The sequence below is a fragment of the Pseudomonas mercuritolerans genome (assembly GCF_025706525.1).
Taxonomy (GTDB): Bacteria; Pseudomonadota; Gammaproteobacteria; order Pseudomonadales; family Pseudomonadaceae; genus Aquipseudomonas; species Aquipseudomonas mercuritolerans.
Map to the genome: position 1 here is coordinate 374,844 of NZ_JAMSHA010000002.1, position 15,068 is coordinate 389,911.

At 61.5% G+C, this 15,068-nt stretch carries 13 protein-coding genes; 8 read left to right on the forward strand and 5 right to left on the reverse strand.

The features are described from left to right. Window positions 1-53: 53 nt before the first annotated feature. On the reverse strand, window positions 54-761 hold the full coding sequence (locus ND528_RS06480) for a FadR/GntR family transcriptional regulator (protein WP_263469941.1): 708 nt from the start codon (window positions 759-761) through the stop codon (window positions 54-56). A gap of 256 nt (window positions 762-1,017) precedes the next feature. Between ND528_RS06480 and ND528_RS06485 the strand changes: the two genes are divergently transcribed. The 5 genes from ND528_RS06485 to ppx all read left to right on the forward strand — a co-directional run bounded on the left by ND528_RS06485 (window position 1,018) and on the right by ppx (window position 5,574). Next, window positions 1,018-1,803, forward strand: coding sequence for a transporter substrate-binding domain-containing protein (locus tag ND528_RS06485; protein WP_041476905.1), 786 nt, complete (start codon window positions 1,018-1,020; stop codon window positions 1,801-1,803). Between the two features lie 21 nt (window positions 1,804-1,824). Further along, window positions 1,825-2,493, forward strand: a complete 669-nt coding sequence (locus ND528_RS06490; RefSeq protein ID WP_122612308.1) for an amino acid ABC transporter permease — start codon at window positions 1,825-1,827, stop codon at window positions 2,491-2,493. After that, the gene (locus ND528_RS06495) at window positions 2,490-3,140 is read left to right on the forward strand and encodes an amino acid ABC transporter permease (RefSeq protein WP_016772621.1); all 651 of its coding nucleotides are present in this window, start codon (window positions 2,490-2,492) and stop codon (window positions 3,138-3,140) included. The genes ND528_RS06490 and ND528_RS06495 overlap by 4 nt, the downstream gene beginning before the upstream one ends. Next, window positions 3,127-3,864 carry an amino acid ABC transporter ATP-binding protein gene (locus ND528_RS06500; protein ID WP_007911148.1) on the forward strand — a complete coding sequence of 246 codons (738 nt, stop codon included), beginning with the start codon at window positions 3,127-3,129 and terminating at the stop codon, window positions 3,862-3,864. The genes ND528_RS06495 and ND528_RS06500 overlap by 14 nt, the downstream gene beginning before the upstream one ends. A gap of 207 nt (window positions 3,865-4,071) precedes the next feature. Then, on the forward strand, window positions 4,072-5,574 hold the full coding sequence (gene ppx, locus ND528_RS06505; RefSeq protein ID WP_101161519.1) for an exopolyphosphatase: 1,503 nt from the start codon (window positions 4,072-4,074) through the stop codon (window positions 5,572-5,574). Between the two features lie 269 nt (window positions 5,575-5,843). Here ppx and ppk1 read toward each other — a convergent pair whose 3' ends face one another. Then, window positions 5,844-8,069, reverse strand: a complete 2,226-nt coding sequence (gene ppk1 / locus ND528_RS06510) for a polyphosphate kinase 1 (RefSeq protein WP_016772619.1) — start codon at window positions 8,067-8,069, stop codon at window positions 5,844-5,846. Window positions 8,070-8,087: 18 nt separating this feature from the next. Further along, window positions 8,088-9,101, reverse strand: a complete 1,014-nt coding sequence (gene hemB, locus ND528_RS06515) for a porphobilinogen synthase (RefSeq protein WP_016772618.1) — start codon at window positions 9,099-9,101, stop codon at window positions 8,088-8,090. 207 nt (window positions 9,102-9,308) lie between these two features. On the opposite strand from hemB, the gene ND528_RS06520 reads away from it, so the two are divergent. Further along, complete coding sequence (locus ND528_RS06520) at window positions 9,309-9,968, forward strand: DedA family protein (protein WP_056791681.1); 660 nt, start codon at window positions 9,309-9,311, stop codon at window positions 9,966-9,968. 167 nt (window positions 9,969-10,135) lie between these two features. Next, window positions 10,136-10,804 carry an isoprenoid biosynthesis glyoxalase ElbB gene (gene elbB / locus ND528_RS06525; protein WP_016772616.1) on the forward strand — a complete coding sequence of 223 codons (669 nt, stop codon included), beginning with the start codon at window positions 10,136-10,138 and terminating at the stop codon, window positions 10,802-10,804. A gap of 127 nt (window positions 10,805-10,931) precedes the next feature. On the opposite strand, the gene ND528_RS06530 is transcribed toward elbB, so the two are convergent. Together ND528_RS06530 and ND528_RS06535 are read right to left on the reverse strand one after the other, a co-directional pair. Then, complete coding sequence (locus ND528_RS06530; protein WP_186630659.1) at window positions 10,932-11,387, reverse strand: YaiI/YqxD family protein; 456 nt, start codon at window positions 11,385-11,387, stop codon at window positions 10,932-10,934. A gap of 102 nt (window positions 11,388-11,489) precedes the next feature. Beyond that, the gene (locus tag ND528_RS06535) at window positions 11,490-13,388 is read right to left on the reverse strand and encodes an FTR1 family protein (protein ID WP_122603419.1); all 1,899 of its coding nucleotides are present in this window, start codon (window positions 13,386-13,388) and stop codon (window positions 11,490-11,492) included. A gap of 168 nt (window positions 13,389-13,556) precedes the next feature. Between ND528_RS06535 and ND528_RS06540 the strand changes: the two genes are divergently transcribed. Then, a complete protein-coding gene (locus ND528_RS06540; RefSeq protein ID WP_263469942.1) occupies window positions 13,557-14,960 on the forward strand; it encodes a COG3014 family protein in 1,404 nt (467 codons plus the stop codon). Window positions 14,961-15,068 lie beyond the last annotated feature (108 nt).

Below are 15,068 nucleotides of genomic sequence, written 5' to 3' on the forward strand. Positions count from 1 at the left end.
CGCAGATGATTGAGTGTTGCTATGGCCCTTGATGAGTTTGGGTATAGCTCAACTCACGCCGTGGCGGGAGCGATGAAGGCGATTCCGGTACGCAGGGCGGCGTTGCGCACATGTTCCTGCATGGCTTTTTGCGCTGCTCCCGACGCACGGCGGGCCAGTGCGCGGAGGATCTTGCGGTGTTCCTGCCAGGTTTCCATGGCGCGCTCGGCGCGGATGAACGGCAGTTTCTGGCTCTCGAGAAAAATCTCGGCGCTGGCGGTGAGGATGCTCAGCATCGCCTGATTGCCGCTGGCGAGGAGGATGCGCCGGTGAAATTCGAAGTCGAGTTTCGCCGCCGCTTCAAAGTCGCCGCCGCGCAAGTGCTCGCGCATCGCCGCGACGTTGTCCTCCAGCGCATCCAGATCGAACGTGCTCAAGGTTGTGGCGGCGAGCCCGGCGGCAAAGCCCTCCAGCGCATAGCGCAATTGAAAGATATCCAGCGGTGATGCCTGCGCCGCAAACGACCAGCCTGGCGCGTTGTCGCCGCGCGACAATTCGACCGGTGACTGCACGAACACGCCCTTGCCCGGCTGAATGCTGACCACGCCCAGTGCACTGAGCGACGACAACGCTTCACGCAACGATGCCCGGCTGACGCCCAGTTGCAGCGCCAGATCCCGTTGCGAAGGCAACGCGTCGCCGGCACCGAAGCCCTGCTCGGTGATCAGTTTGCGGATCGCTTGCAGCGCCACTTCGGGTACGGCGCGGGAGATCGAATTCATGATGTGCGGACGCGTCAGGGCCAAGGTGCGGCTAGTTGTAAAGCTATTCGTCGAGTCCGGCAAGTCGTGCCCCAGCGGGGTTCGGCGCGTGCAGCCGATGCGCCATCGCAGTGCGAAAACCGAGCTGACTGTTCAGACCAGTAAGACCGAACCAAGCCGCTGATGCCGCGGCCTGCCGGGGCGAAATCTGCCTCTTGGCACGGCCCATGCTCTGTCCGATCGCAGCAACCACTTCCCGCCGATCCGGAGATAGTCCATGACCCAGCGTTACAGCGCCCTCCTCGCTTCCCTGTTTGCCGGCCTGCTGCTGTGCCAGGCCCCCGCTCACGCCGACGGTCTGGACGACGTGGTCAAACGCGGCACGCTGAAAGTTGCCGTGCCCCAGGACTTCCCGCCGTTCGGCTCGGTCGGCCCGGACATGAAGCCGCGCGGCCTGGATATCGACACGGCGAAACTGCTCGCGGATCAACTCAAGGTCAAACTCGAACTGACCCCGGTCAACAGCACCAACCGCATCCCGTTCCTCACCACTGGCAAGGTCGATCTGGTGATTTCCAGCCTCGGCAAAAACCCCGAGCGCGAGAAGGTCATCGACTTCTCCCGCGCCTATGCGCCGTTCTATCTCGCCGTGTTCGGCCCGCCCGACGCTGCGATCACCAGCCTCGACGACCTCAAGGGCAAGACCATCAGCGTCACCCGTGGCGCCATCGAAGACATCGAGCTGAGCAAAGTCGCCCCCGAAGGCGTGACCATCAAACGTTTCGAAGACAACAACTCGACCATCGCCGCTTATCTGGCAGGCCAGGTCGATCTGATCGCCAGCGGCAACGTGGTAATGGTGGCCATCAGCGAGAAGAACCCCAAGCGCGTACCGGCGCTGAAAGTGAAGCTCAAGGATTCGCCGGTCTACGTCGGTGTGAACAAGAACGAAGCGGCGTTGCTGGCCAAGGTCAACGACATCCTCAACACCGCCAAGGCTGACGGCGCACTGGAAAAGAACTCGCAGACCTGGCTGAAAGAGCCGCTGCCGGCCGATCTCTGATCGACTGCGCGGGAGACCTTCATGGCTTATCAGTTCGATTTTTTGCCGGTGGTGGAAAACACCGACCTGCTGCTGCGCGGCGCTTTGTTCACGCTGGAGCTGACCGCCATCGGCGCGCTGCTCGGGGTCGGCGTGGGCATTGTCGGCGCGCTGGTGCGGGCTTGGCAGATTCGCCCGTTCTCGGCGATCTTCGGCGTCTACGTCGAGTTGATCCGCAACACGCCGTTTCTGGTGCAGCTGTTCTTCATCTTCTTCGGCCTGCCGTCGCTCGGCGTACAGATTTCCGAGTGGCAGGCGGCGGTGCTGGCGATGGTGATCAACCTTGGCGCCTATTCAACCGAGATCATCCGCGCCGGCATCCAGGCGATTCCGCGCGGGCAACTGGAAGCGGCTGCGGCACTGGCGATGACCCGCTTCGAAGCGTTCCGCCACGTCGTCCTGCTGCCAGCGCTGGGCAAGGTCTGGCCGGCGCTGAGCAGCCAGATCATCATTGTCATGCTCGGTTCGGCGGTGTGTTCGCAGATCGCCACGGAAGAATTGAGCTTCGCCGCCAACTTCATTCAGTCACGCAACTTCCGCGCCTTTGAAACCTACGCGCTGACCACCCTGATCTACCTGTGCATGGCGCTGCTGATCCGCCAATTGCTCAACTGGTTCGGCCGGCGGTTCATTGCGAGGAGCAGCCAATGAGCGATTTCACTTTCTGGGACATCCTGCGCAACCTGCTCACCGGCCTGCAATGGACGCTGGCGCTGTCGCTGGTGGCATTCATCGGCGGCGGCCTCGTCGGCCTGCTGATTCTGGTGATGCGCATTTCGAAGAACACCCTGCCAAGCAGCATCGCCCGCACCTGGATCGAGCTGTTTCAGGGCACGCCACTATTGATGCAACTGTTTCTGGTGTTCTTCGGTGTGGCGCTGGCCGGGATCGAGATTTCGCCGTGGATGGCCGCCGCGATCGCTTTGACCTTGTTCACCAGCGCCTATCTGGCAGAGATCTGGCGCGGCTGCGTCGAGGCCATTCCCCACGGTCAGTGGGAAGCCTCGTCGAGCCTGGCGCTCAATCCGCTGGAGCAGCTGCGCTACGTAATTCTGCCGCAAGCGCTGCGCATCGCCGTGGCGCCGACCGTGGGCTTCTCGGTGCAAGTGGTCAAAGGCACAGCGGTGACCTCGATCATCGGCTTCACCGAACTGACCAAGACCGGCGGCATGCTCGCCAATGCCACGTTCGAACCGTTCATGGTTTACGGCCTCGTCGCCCTCGGCTACTTCCTGCTCTGCTACCCCTTGTCCCTCAGTGCGCGCTACCTGGAAAGGAGACTGCATGCCTCTGCTTAGAATTTCCGCCCTGCATAAATACTACGGCGATCACCACGTACTCAAAGGCATCGACCTCAGCGTCGAGGAAGGCCAGGTCGTGGCGATCATTGGCCGCAGCGGCTCGGGCAAATCGACCCTGTTGCGCACGCTCAATGGCCTGGAGTCGATCAACGACGGTGTGATCGAAGTCGACGGCGAATACCTCGACGCCGCCCGCGCTGATCTACGCAGCCTGCGACAGAAGGTCGGCATGGTCTTCCAGCAGTTCAACCTGTTCCCGCACCTGACCGTCGGGGAGAACGTCATGCTCGCGCCGCAAGTGGTGCAAAAAGTACCCAAAGCCAAGGCTGCCGAACTGGCGCGGGAAATGCTCGAGCGAGTCGGGCTCGGGGAGAAATTCGATGCCTTTCCGGATCGCCTGTCCGGCGGGCAGCAACAGCGGGTGGCGATCGCCCGGGCTTTGGCGATGTCGCCGAAGGTGCTGCTGTGCGATGAAATCACTTCGGCACTGGACCCGGAACTGGTCAATGAAGTGCTCAGCGTGGTGCGGCAGTTGGCCAAGGAAGGCATGACGCTGATCATGGTCACCCACGAGATGCGCTTTGCCCGCGAGGTGGGGGACAAACTGGTGTTCATGCACCATGGCAAAGTGCATGAAGTGGGCGATCCGAAGGTGTTGTTTGCCAATCCGCAGACGGCCGAGCTGGCGAACTTTATTGGCACGGTGGAAGCGACAGCCTGAAGATTTTCTGAAGCAGTGATGCCGTCTTCGCGGGCAGGCTCGCTCCCACAGGGGAATGCGCTCATCTGTGGGAGCGAGCCTGCTCGCGAATGGCCGCGCCGCGATCCCCAGACTTTCTGCGCTGAATCAACGGTTTGAACCATGCGCGTTGGCGCCAGCGTTTGATCGTGGCACGATGTCGGGGTTATCGACCGAGACCCCCTGACCATGCCGCAATCCCAAGCCAAGAATCTGTCCCTGATCGCCGCAATCGACCTGGGCTCCAACAGCTTTCACATGGTCGTGGCCAAGGCCCAGAACGGCGAAATCCGCATTCTCGAGCGCCTCGGCGAGAAGGTGCAACTGGCCGCTGGCATCGACGATGCGCGCCAGCTCAACGAAGAATCGATGCAGCGCGGCCTCGATTGCCTCAAGCGCTTTGCGCAACTGATCAACGGTATGCCGCTCGGTGCCGTGCGCATCGTCGGCACCAACGCCCTGCGTGAAGCGCGCAACCGTGGCGAGTTCATCCGCCGCGCCGAAGAAATCCTCGGCCACACGGTAGAAGTCATCTCCGGCCGTGAAGAAGCGCGCCTGATCTATCTCGGCGTTTCGCACACACTCGCCGACACCCCAGGCAAACGTTTGGTCGCCGACATCGGCGGCGGCAGTACCGAGTTCATCATCGGCCAGCGCTTCGAGCCGTTGCTGCGCGAGAGCCTGCAGATGGGCTGCGTGAGTTTCACCCAGCGCTACTTCAAGGACGGCAAGATCACTCCGGCGCGCTACGCCCAGGCTTACACGGCGGCGCGCCTGGAAATCATGAGCATCGAGCACGCCCTGCATCGCCTGACCTGGGATGAAGCCATCGGCTCCTCCGGTACGATTCGCGCCATCGGCCTGGCCCTGAAGGCTGGCGGCCACGGCAGCGGCGAGGTCAACGCCGAAGGCCTGGCATGGCTCAAGCGCAAGCTGTTCAAGCTGGGCGACGCCGACAAGATCGATTTCGAAGGCATCAAGCCTGATCGTCGGGCAATTTTCCCGGCGGGCCTGGCGATTCTCGAAGCGATCTTCGACGCCCTCGAACTGCAACGCATGGATCACTGCGAAGGCGCGCTGCGTGAAGGCGTGCTGTATGACCTGCTCGGACGTCATCATCACGAAGACGTTCGCGAACGCACCCTGACCTCGCTGATGGAGCGCTATCACGTCGACCTGGAACAGGCGGCGCGGGTCGAGCGCAAGGCCCTGCACGCCTTCGATCAGGTCGCCGTGGACTGGGAACTGGACGACGGCATCTGGCGCGAACTGCTCGGCTGGGCGGCGAAAGTGCACGAAGTCGGCCTCGACATCGCTCACTATCACTACCACAAGCATGGCGCCTACCTGATCGAGCACTCGGACCTGGCCGGCTTCTCCCGCGAAGATCAGCAGATGCTCGCGCTGTTGGTGCGCGGCCACCGGCGCAACATTCCCAAGGACAAGTTCGCCGAATTCGGTGATGACGGCATCAAACTGATTCGCCTGTGCGTGCTGCTGCGGTTCGCCATTCTGTTCCATCACATTCGCGGAACCCAGGCGATGCCGCAGGTGGTGCTGCATGCCAATGGCGACCATCTCGATGTGGAATTCCCGGAGAACTGGCTGGATGAAAATCAGCTGACTCAGGCGGATTTCGGCCTGGAGGCGGACTGGTTGACGCGGGTTGGCATTGTCCTCACCGTTCACTGAGTTAAATCTCAGGTGCAAAAAAGGCGATCCCTAAGGATCGCCTTTTTATTGGCTGTACGGCTGGATTTGGTGGTGCGCTTTGGATCGATCCCCCTCACCCCAGCCCTCTCCCCCAAGGGGTAGAGGGGGAAAGGGAGCCGACCGCACACTGTTCAAAACCTGAGTTCGACTCGGTAGCTCAGGTCGATGTATAGCGCGAGACACCTCGGTCAGTCCCCTCTCCCTCCGGGAGAGGGCTAGGGTGAGGGGCTTTTGCTCTTGGCTTTGCTTTAGCTGCTGACAGGCAAGATCGGGCTGCCCAACCGCTCCAGCAACGTCGCCTGCGCACTGCGCGGGTTCTGGTTGCCGGTGGGGGTGTTGCGGATGTAGCGGCCGTCCGACTGCAGACTCCAGCTGTGGGTGTTGTCGGTCAGGTACAGCTCCAGCTCTTTCTTCACTCGGGTCAGCAGCTTCTTGCCTTCCACCGGGAAGCAGGTCTCGACACGCTTGTCGAGGTTGCGCTCCATCCAGTCGGCGCTGGAGAGGAACATCTGCTCGTCGCCGCCGTTGAGGAAGTAAAACACCCGCGTGTGCTCGAGGAAGCGGCCAATGATCGAGCGCACATGAATGTTGTGCGAAACCCCGGCGATGCCCGGACGCAGGCAGCACATGCCGCGCACCACCAGATCGATGCGCACGCCGGACTGGCTGGCCTTGTACAGCGCGCGGATGATCTTCGGATCGGTCAGCGAGTTGAACTTGGCGATGATGTGCGCCGGTTTGCCTTCGAGGGCGAACTGGGTTTCGCGGGCAATCATGTCGAGCATGCCCTTCTTCAGGGTGAACGGCGCATGCAGCAGCTTTTTCATGCGCAGCGTCTTGCCCATGCCGATCAACTGGCTGAACAGTTTGCCGACGTCTTCGCACAAAGCGTCGTCGGAGGTCAGCAGGCTGTAGTCGGTGTAAAGCTTGGCGTTACCGGCGTGGTAGTTGCCGGTACCGAGATGCGCATAACGGACGATCTCGCCAGCCTCACGGCGCAGGATCAGCATCATCTTGGCGTGGGTCTTGAAGCCGACCACACCGTAGATCACCACCGCACCGGCCGCTTGCAGACGGCTGGCCAGTTGCAGGTTGGATTCTTCGTCGAAGCGCGCACGCAGCTCGATCACCGCGGTGACTTCCTTGCCGTTACGCGCGGCATCCACCAGCGCATCGACGATCTCGGAGTTGGCCCCGGAGCGGTACAGCGTTTGCCGTACGGCGAGTACGTGCGGGTCTTTCGCGGCCTGACGCAGCAGGTCGACCACCGGCGTGAACGACTCGAACGGGTGCAGCAGGAGGATGTCCTGCTTGCTGACCACACTGAAGATGTTTTCGCTGTTCTGCAGCAGTTTCGGGATCTGCGGGGTGAACGGCGTGTATTGCAGCTCCGGATGGCTGTCCAGACCGGTGATGCTGAACAGGCGCGTCAGGTTGACCGGGCCGTTGACCTGATACAGCTCGGTCTCGCTCAGGTTGAACTGCTTGAGCAGGTAGTCCGATAGGTGTTTCGGGCAAGTGTCGGCGACTTCCAGACGCACCGCGTCACCGTAGCGCCGCGAGAACAACTCGCCACGCAGAGCGCGGGCCAAGTCTTCGACGTCTTCGGAATCGAGCGCCAGGTCGGCATTTCGGGTCAGACGGAACTGGTAGCAGCCTTTGACCTTCATGCCCTGGAACAGGTCATCGGCGTGGGCGTGAATCATCGACGACAGGAACACATAGTTGTCGCCGGCACCGCCGACTTCTTCCGGGACCTTGATGATCCGTGGCAGCAGGCGCGGCGCCGGGATGATCGCCAGACCGGAATCGCGCCCGAAGGCGTCGATGCCTTCGAGCTCGACGATGAAGTTCAGGCTCTTGTTCACCAGCAGCGGGAACGGGTGCGTCGGATCGAGGCCGATCGGGGTGATGATCGGCGCGATCTCGTCGCGGAAATAGCGGCGAACCCAGGTCTTGAGCTTGGTTGTCCAGTTGCGCCGACGGATGAAGCGCACCTGATGCTTTTCCAGCTCCGGCAGGAGGATGTCGTTGAGGATCGCGTACTGGCGGTCGACGTGACCGTGGACCAGCTCGCTGATCCGCGCCAGCGCCTGATGCGGCTGCAAGCCGTCAGCGCCGGCCTGTTCGCGGGCGAAGGTGATCTGCTTTTTCAGCCCGGCGACGCGGATCTCGAAGAATTCGTCGAGGTTGCTGGAGAAGATCAGCAGGAACTTCAGCCGCTCCAGCAACGGGTAGGACTCGTCCAGCGCCTGTTCCAGCACGCGGATGTTGAACTGCAATTGCGAAAGCTCGCGGTGGATGTACAGGCTGCTGTCATCCAGGCCGGGAATGGCGATCGCCGGTACCGCCACAGCGGTTTCGGCAACCGGCGCGGGTGGCGCAGGCTCCAGTTCCGGCGGGGTTTCGGTGATTTGCTCGACCACCGGCTGAGCTTCTTTTACGGCAACTTCAGTGAGTCCTTCGGTATTCATGGAATGTTCCTGGGAGGGCTATTTCTGCTCTCGTAACAATTGAGCGGCACGAACGGCAAAGTAAGTCAGGATGCCATCTGCACCGGCACGTTTAAAGGCGGTCAGTGACTCGAGGATCACCGCTTCGCTCAACCAGCCATTCTGGATAGCGGCCATGTGCATGGCGTATTCGCCACTGACCTGATAGACGAAGGTCGGCACCTTGAAGGCATCTTTGACCCGAAAAAGAATGTCCAGGTAGGGCATGCCCGGCTTCACCATGACCATGTCCGCGCCTTCAGACAAGTCGGCACCGACTTCATGCAGCGCTTCGTCACTGTTGGCCGGGTCCATCTGATAAGAAGCCTTGTTGGCCTTGCCCAGGTTCGACGCCGAACCCACCGCATCGCGAAAAGGCCCGTAATAGGCGCTGGCATACTTGGCCGAGTAGGCCATGATGCGCACGTTGACGTGACCGGCAATTTCCAGCGCCTCACGAATCGCCTGGATGCGACCGTCCATCATGTCCGATGGCGCCACCACCTGCGCGCCGGCTTCGGCATGGGACAGCGCCTGACGCACCAGCGCATCGACAGTGATGTCGTTCTGCACGTAGCCGTCTTCGTCGAGAATGCCGTCCTGACCATGGGTGGTGAACGGGTCCAGCGCGACGTCAGTAATCACGCCCAGCTCCGGGAAGCGCTCACGCAACGCGCGCGTGGCACGCTGGGCGATGCCTTCAGGGTTCCACGCTTCGGCAGCATCAAGGGATTTCAGCTCAGGCGGGGTGACCGGGAACAGAGCCAGCGCCGGAATGCCCAGCTCGACCCATTTCGCCGCTTCTTCAAGCAGCAGATCAATGCTCAGTCGCTCGACGCCCGGCATCGAGGCCACGGCTTCGCGGCGGTTTTCACCGTCGAGCACGAACACCGGCAGGATCAGGTCATCGACCGTCAATACGTTTTCACGCACCAGGCGCCGCGAAAAATCATCACGACGATTGCGGCGCAGACGAGTGGCAGGGAACAGACGATTGGCGGGGGTAAAGCTCACGGCAGACTCCTGAGCCCGGGCAAACGGGCGAGCGTGACAGTTATAGACGGCCATTATGACTAACAGATGACAGTTATGTGTGCTCTGTGACAGGTAGCCGCAATCCATTGTCGATGTAGGAAATGTTCACGTCGAGACACATTTGGACACTTTCATGAATGTGCCCGAAGGGTTAGGCTGCGCGTTCATTTCGCCAGCACCCAGACAATGCTCCAACAATTTCTGCACGACTTTGGCTACTTTGCCCTGTTTCTCGGCACGTTCTTCGAAGGCGAAACCATTCTGGTGCTCGCAGGCTTCCTTGCGTTCCGTGGATACATGGACATCAACCTGGTGGTGGTCGTGGCGTTCTTCGGCAGTTATGCCGGTGATCAGCTGTGGTACTTCCTGGGGCGCAAGCACGGGCGCAAATTGCTTGCGCGCAAACCGCGCTGGCAGATGATGGGCGACCGCGCACTGGAGCACATCCGCAAACACCCGGACATCTGGGTCCTGAGCTTCCGCTTCGTTTATGGCCTGCGCACCGTGATGCCGGTGGCGATCGGCCTGTCCGGTTATCCACCGGGACGTTACTTGCTGCTCAACGGCATCGGCGCGGCGATCTGGGCCACCGCGCTGGCTGCGGCGGCTTACCACTTCGGCGCAGTGCTGGAAGGCATGCTCGGCAGCATCAAGAAGTACGAGCTGTGGGTGCTCGGCGCCTTGCTTATCCTCGGGCTGGGCCTGTGGCTGCGGCGCCGCTTCAAGAATGCGCAACTGGCGAAGAAAATCTATCAGGACGAGCAGCTCGCCAAGGCCGCCGAGGCAGAGCAGTTGCGCCAAGCCGAAGCGACCCCTCCTGCCGGCCCGAAAACGCCAGCCGAATAAGCCATTCGCTGGCGGCTGCCATGCGCAGTCCAGGCAAATAATGAACACCCCGCCGCCGTTGCGATCCATTGAGAGAGCGCTCTGTTCCCGCGCGCGTCAGCCATGCCCCTATGGCCACGCGCGACGATTTAAGGGACATTGAGCGCCATGAATCTGGAGAGAAGCCCATGAGCAAAAAAGTTGCAGTGATCCTGTCCGGCAGTGGCGTGTACGACGGCGCCGAAATCCAGGAAAGTGTCATCACCCTGCTGCGCCTCGACCAGCGCGGCGCACAGGTGCAGTGCTTCGCGCCGAACATCGCGCAATTGCATGTGATCAATCACCTGACCGGCGAAGAAATGCCGGAATCGCGCAACGTGCTGGTGGAGTCGGCGCGCATTGCCCGGGGCAACGTCAAGGATATCCGCGATGCCGACGTCGAGGACTTCGACGCACTGATCGTGCCCGGCGGATTTGGCGCAGCGAAGAACCTGTCGAACTTCGCCATCGAAGGCGCCGGCTGCACCGTGCAACCCGAAGTGCTGGCCCTGGCCGAAGCATTTGCCGAAGCGGGCAAACCGGTCGGGCTGATCTGCATCTCCCCGGCGCTGGCGGCGAAAATCTATGGCCCGGGGGTGACCTGCACCATCGGCAACGACGCCGACACCGCTGCGGCCATGAACAAGATGGGCGCCACCCACGAAGAGTGCGCCGTGACCGAAATCGTCGAAGACAAGGCGCGCAAACTGGTCACCACCCCGGCGTACATGCTGGCGCAGACCATCAGTGAAGCAGCTTCGGGGATCAACAAACTGGTCGACCGCGTGCTCGAACTGACTCACGAAAACGACGCTTGATCCCTCGCCGTACGTGAAACAAATGTGGGAGCGAGCCTGCTCGCGAATGCGTTGTATCAGCCAACATCAGGTTGTATGACACACAGATTTCGCGAGCAGGCTCGCTCCCACAGCGATTGTGCAAGACTCAGGGCTTGCGAGTGAGTCGGGTCAGAATCCGATCCAGCGCATTGGCAAACGCCTGCTTTTCACGCTCGCCAAACGGCGCCGGGCCGCCGCTCATCTGGCCCTGCTCCCTCAGATCGGTAAACAGGTTACGCACCGCCAGGCGTTCGCCCATGTTCTGCGCATCGAACTCCTTGCCGCGCGGATCCAGCGCCGCCACGCCCTTCTTCACCAGCCGATCGGCCAGCGGAATATCGCTACAGATCACCAGCTCGCCCGGCACCGCATGCTCGACCAGATAATCATCCGCCGCATCCGGCCCGCTCGGCACCACAATCAGTTTGACGATGGCCAGCCCCGGCTTGATCTGCGGCTGCCCGGCCACCAGCACCACTTCGAACCGGCGCTTGAGGGCGAACTTCACCACCAGATCCTTCGCCGCCCGTGGACAGGCGTCGGCATCGATCCATACACGCATGTTCTTGCCTCCAAAAAATTCGCGAGCAGGCTCGCTCCCACAGGATACATACCGAACCTGTGGGAGCGAGCCTGCTCGCGAATATGAGCGCAGCGAATGCCTTTATGCAGCCGAAACCCGACGCTTCTCCGCCACCCAACTGCGCCCATACAGCACAGCAATCGCCACAATCGCCACCACCTGCGCGGTCAGCGAATAGGCATCGGCATGGATCCCCAGCCAGTCGAATTCAAAGAACGCCACCGGCCGTGTGCCGAAGATCCCGGCTTCCTGCAAGGCCTTCACGCCATGCCCGGCAAATACCACCGACAACGCGCACAACAGCGCGGCGTTGATGCTGAAGAACAAGGTCAGCGGCAGTTTCGCCGAGCCGCGCAGAATCACCCACGCCAGGCCGACCAGCAGCACCAGCGCCGTCGCACCGCCGGCCAACACGGCGTTGTGCCCGGCAGGCCCGGCCTGCAGCCACAGGGTTTCGTAGAACAAGATCACTTCAAACAACTCGCGATAGACCGAGAAGAACGCCAGGATCGCAAAACCGAAACGACCACCGCCGCCGACCAGGCTGCTCTTGATGTAATCCTGCCAGGCCGCCGCGTGACGGCGGTCATGCATCCACACGCCGAGCCACAACACCATGACGCTGGCAAACAGCGCGGTGGCGCCTTCGAGCAACTCACGCTGCGAACCGCTGACATCGATGACATACGCCGCCAGCGCCCAGGTGCCCAAGCCTGCCAGCAAGGCCAGGCCCCAGCCAACGTTGACACTGCGCACCGCTGACTGCTGGCCGGTGTTGCGCAAGAAGGCGAGGATCGCCGCCAGCACCAGAATCGCTTCCAGGCCTTCGCGCAGCAGAATCAGCAGGCCGGAAATGTAGCTCAGCGACCAGCTCAGGCCATCGCTGCCCAGCAGACCGGCGGACTCCTTGAGTTTGGCCTTGGCTGCGTCCAGACGCTGTTCGGCCTGTTCGACCGGCAGACCGTCCTGCAGCGACTGCCGGTAAGCCATCAGCGATTTTTCGGTGTCCTTGCGCACGTTGGCATCGACGTTGTCCAGCGAGCTTTCGACCAGCTCGAAGCCTTCCAGATACGCCGCTACCGACAGGTCATAGGCCTGATCATGTTCACCAGCGCGGTAGGCCGCGAGGCTCTTGTCCAGCGTGGCGGCGGTGTAATCGAGCAACTGCGCCGGCCCGCGCTTGACCTGCGGTGGTTGTGCGCGCTGCGCCCGGAACGTCGCCGCAACCTCTGCGCCCTCCGCCGCCTGCACTTCGGCCGGGGTCTGGCGGGCCAGGTCGGCGATGTTGTAGACCTTGTCGGACTTGGCGGCTGCCGCATCGGCACTGAAGCCGGCGATGTAGGTGGCCAGATCCCAGCGCTGGCGATCATCGAGCTGATCGGCAAACGCCGGCATGTCGGTGCCTTCGACGCCCTGGCCGAGGGTGCTGTAGATCGCGTACAGGCTCAGGTGATCCATGCGCGCCGCATCACGAAGGTTGGCAGGCGCGGGGGTCAGACCGACACCGGCCGGGCCGTCGCCAGCACCTGTATCGCCGTGGCACACCGAGCAGTTCTGCGCATACAACGGCGCGCCGCGTGTCGGGTCCGGAGTGATGATCGGCGCCTGACTGACTTCATAAGCCACCGCCAGTTTCGCCCCCAACTGTCGGGCCTGACGGGCGACATCAGCACCGTCCTGCTTCGCACTGATGGCTGCGTGCAAAGACTCCACGCCCTGTTCCAGCGCGACTTTTTCCGGTTTGGCTGGCAATGCAGTGATCAAGCCTTGCAGAACCTGGGTGAATTCCAGCTGTTCGCGGTATTCGCCGTCGTCGATGACTTTGCCTGCCGCGACCGTCGGCGGGTAGTCGGCACTGATGTAATCGAGCAGGTGCAACGCTTGCGGCGCGCCTTCCACGGTATCGGCCAGCAGCGGCAGGCTGCTGAGGGACAATAACGGGAACAGCAGCCAGGCCAGCAATCGGGACGAGGCAGTCATGAACGAATCTCAAATGGAAATGCGAAGTTACATATTGTTCACTTCGCAGACGTTTCTCTCAAGCTTTGTCGGTGTCGGCAGGGAGTGATTCATAACGTTGAAGCGATGTGCCACCATCGACTCCAATAACGTGAATACTCCCCATTTGCTCAAGGAAGCCCCCTTTCAATGCGCCACTGCCTGCTGCTTCCCCTGCTGCTGACCACCATTACACAACTGGCGGGTTGCGCGGCTTATCGCAATTACGATCTGGAGCTGGAACAGACCACCGAGCAATTGAAGCAAGGCAATGTCGCCGGCTCACTGGCTTTGCTTGAAACACATAACCCGGACGAGCAAAAGGATCTGCTCTATTACTTCGAGAAAGGTGCGGTGTTGAGTGCGGGCGGCGAACTGCCCCAGAGTCAGGCGGCATGGCGCAGTGCCGAGCAAATGGTGGTCGAACGCCAGGACACCATTGAAACCACCGGCGACAAACTCTTGGCCGCCATGGGTAATCACTGGGGCAGCATCATCAATGACAAGCTGCGCCGCTACGACGGCTATGACTATGAAAAAGTCATGCTGACCACGCAGATGGCCCTCAACCAGCTGGCCGTGAACGACTTCGACGGCGCCCGCGCCGACATCAAGAAAACCCATGAGCGCGAAGCGCTGATCGCTCGGCAGCGCGAGCTCGAATATGAGCGCGTCGAAGAGGTAGCGAAAAAGCAGGGTGTGCGCGTGCATTACAAGGATTTGCAGGGTTATCCGGTAGTCATGCTGGACGCGCCGGCGGTGATCGCCTTGAAGAACGGCTACCAAAGCGCGTTCAGTCACTACCTCGCGGGCTTTACATATGAAGCGCTGGGGGAAAAGAATCTCGCCGCGCCAGGCTATCGCCAAGCCATCGAATTACGCCCGGATCTGCCGTTCTTCCAGCAGGCATTGCGTGACCTCGACAGTCCCGGCCTCAAGGGTGACGAAAGCGACGTGCTGATCATCGTGCAAAGCGGCCTCGCTCCCGCACGCAGTTCGCTGCGTGTGCCGTACCCGGTGAAGCTGGCAGACGGTCAGGTCATTGTCGCCAACATCTCGTTCCCTGTGATGGTGCCCGACACTTCAACGCCGTCGTTCAATCAGATCGGCATCGATGGACTGCAGAAGAAACTGATACCGGTCAACAGCATCACCGACATGTCCTTGCGTACGCTGCGCGATGACATGCCCGGCATCATCCAGCGCACCACCTACCGAGCCTTTCTGGCCGCCGATGTGCAAGCCACCGACAACCGACGCGACCCGAGCAAAGCATCGTACGTGACCCATTGGGATGGTTTCGAACAAGCCGATACGCGTATCTGGCGCACCCTGCCCAATCTGACTCAGGTAATGCGCCTGCGCCTGAAGAAAGGTGAACATGCGATCACCCTGCCCCACGTCAATAACGCCGCGCCGCTGACTATCCGGATCGATCAGAACCGCCAGGTCATCACCCTGCGCGCCCTGGGCGATCGAGTTTTCGCCAATGGCAGCGCGTTCGCGCCCGGCAAAACAGCGGCCGAACGCGTCGTGAACAACTTGACCAAATGATGGCACGAGCCTTCGCTAGGCCACTAAAAAGACATTACATCGCCATCACCCCGCGCTTATAATGCCGCGCCCTCGCCCAACGAGCCGGCATCAAAAGCTCCTCACGCA

Coding starts and splice junctions, on each gene's coding strand:
- ND528_RS06490 (WP_122612308.1), top strand. CDS start 1,825: ATGGCTTATCAGTTCGATTTTTTGCCGGTGGTGGAAAACACCGACCTG.
- ND528_RS06540 (WP_263469942.1), top strand. CDS start 13,557: ATGCGCCACTGCCTGCTGCTTCCCCTGCTGCTGACCACCATTACACAA.
- ND528_RS06485 (WP_041476905.1), top strand. CDS start 1,018: ATGACCCAGCGTTACAGCGCCCTCCTCGCTTCCCTGTTTGCCGGCCTG.
- ND528_RS06520 (WP_056791681.1), top strand. CDS start 9,309: ATGCTCCAACAATTTCTGCACGACTTTGGCTACTTTGCCCTGTTTCTC.
- ppx (WP_101161519.1), top strand. CDS start 4,072: ATGCCGCAATCCCAAGCCAAGAATCTGTCCCTGATCGCCGCAATCGAC.
- ND528_RS06495 (WP_016772621.1), top strand. CDS start 2,490: ATGAGCGATTTCACTTTCTGGGACATCCTGCGCAACCTGCTCACCGGC.
- ND528_RS06530 (WP_186630659.1), bottom strand. CDS start 11,387: ATGCGTGTATGGATCGATGCCGACGCCTGTCCACGGGCGGCGAAGGAT.
- ND528_RS06480 (WP_263469941.1), bottom strand. CDS start 761: ATGAATTCGATCTCCCGCGCCGTACCCGAAGTGGCGCTGCAAGCGATC.
- ppk1 (WP_016772619.1), bottom strand. CDS start 8,069: ATGAATACCGAAGGACTCACTGAAGTTGCCGTAAAAGAAGCTCAGCCG.
- elbB (WP_016772616.1), top strand. CDS start 10,136: ATGAGCAAAAAAGTTGCAGTGATCCTGTCCGGCAGTGGCGTGTACGAC.
- ND528_RS06500 (WP_007911148.1), top strand. CDS start 3,127: ATGCCTCTGCTTAGAATTTCCGCCCTGCATAAATACTACGGCGATCAC.
- ND528_RS06535 (WP_122603419.1), bottom strand. CDS start 13,388: ATGACTGCCTCGTCCCGATTGCTGGCCTGGCTGCTGTTCCCGTTATTG.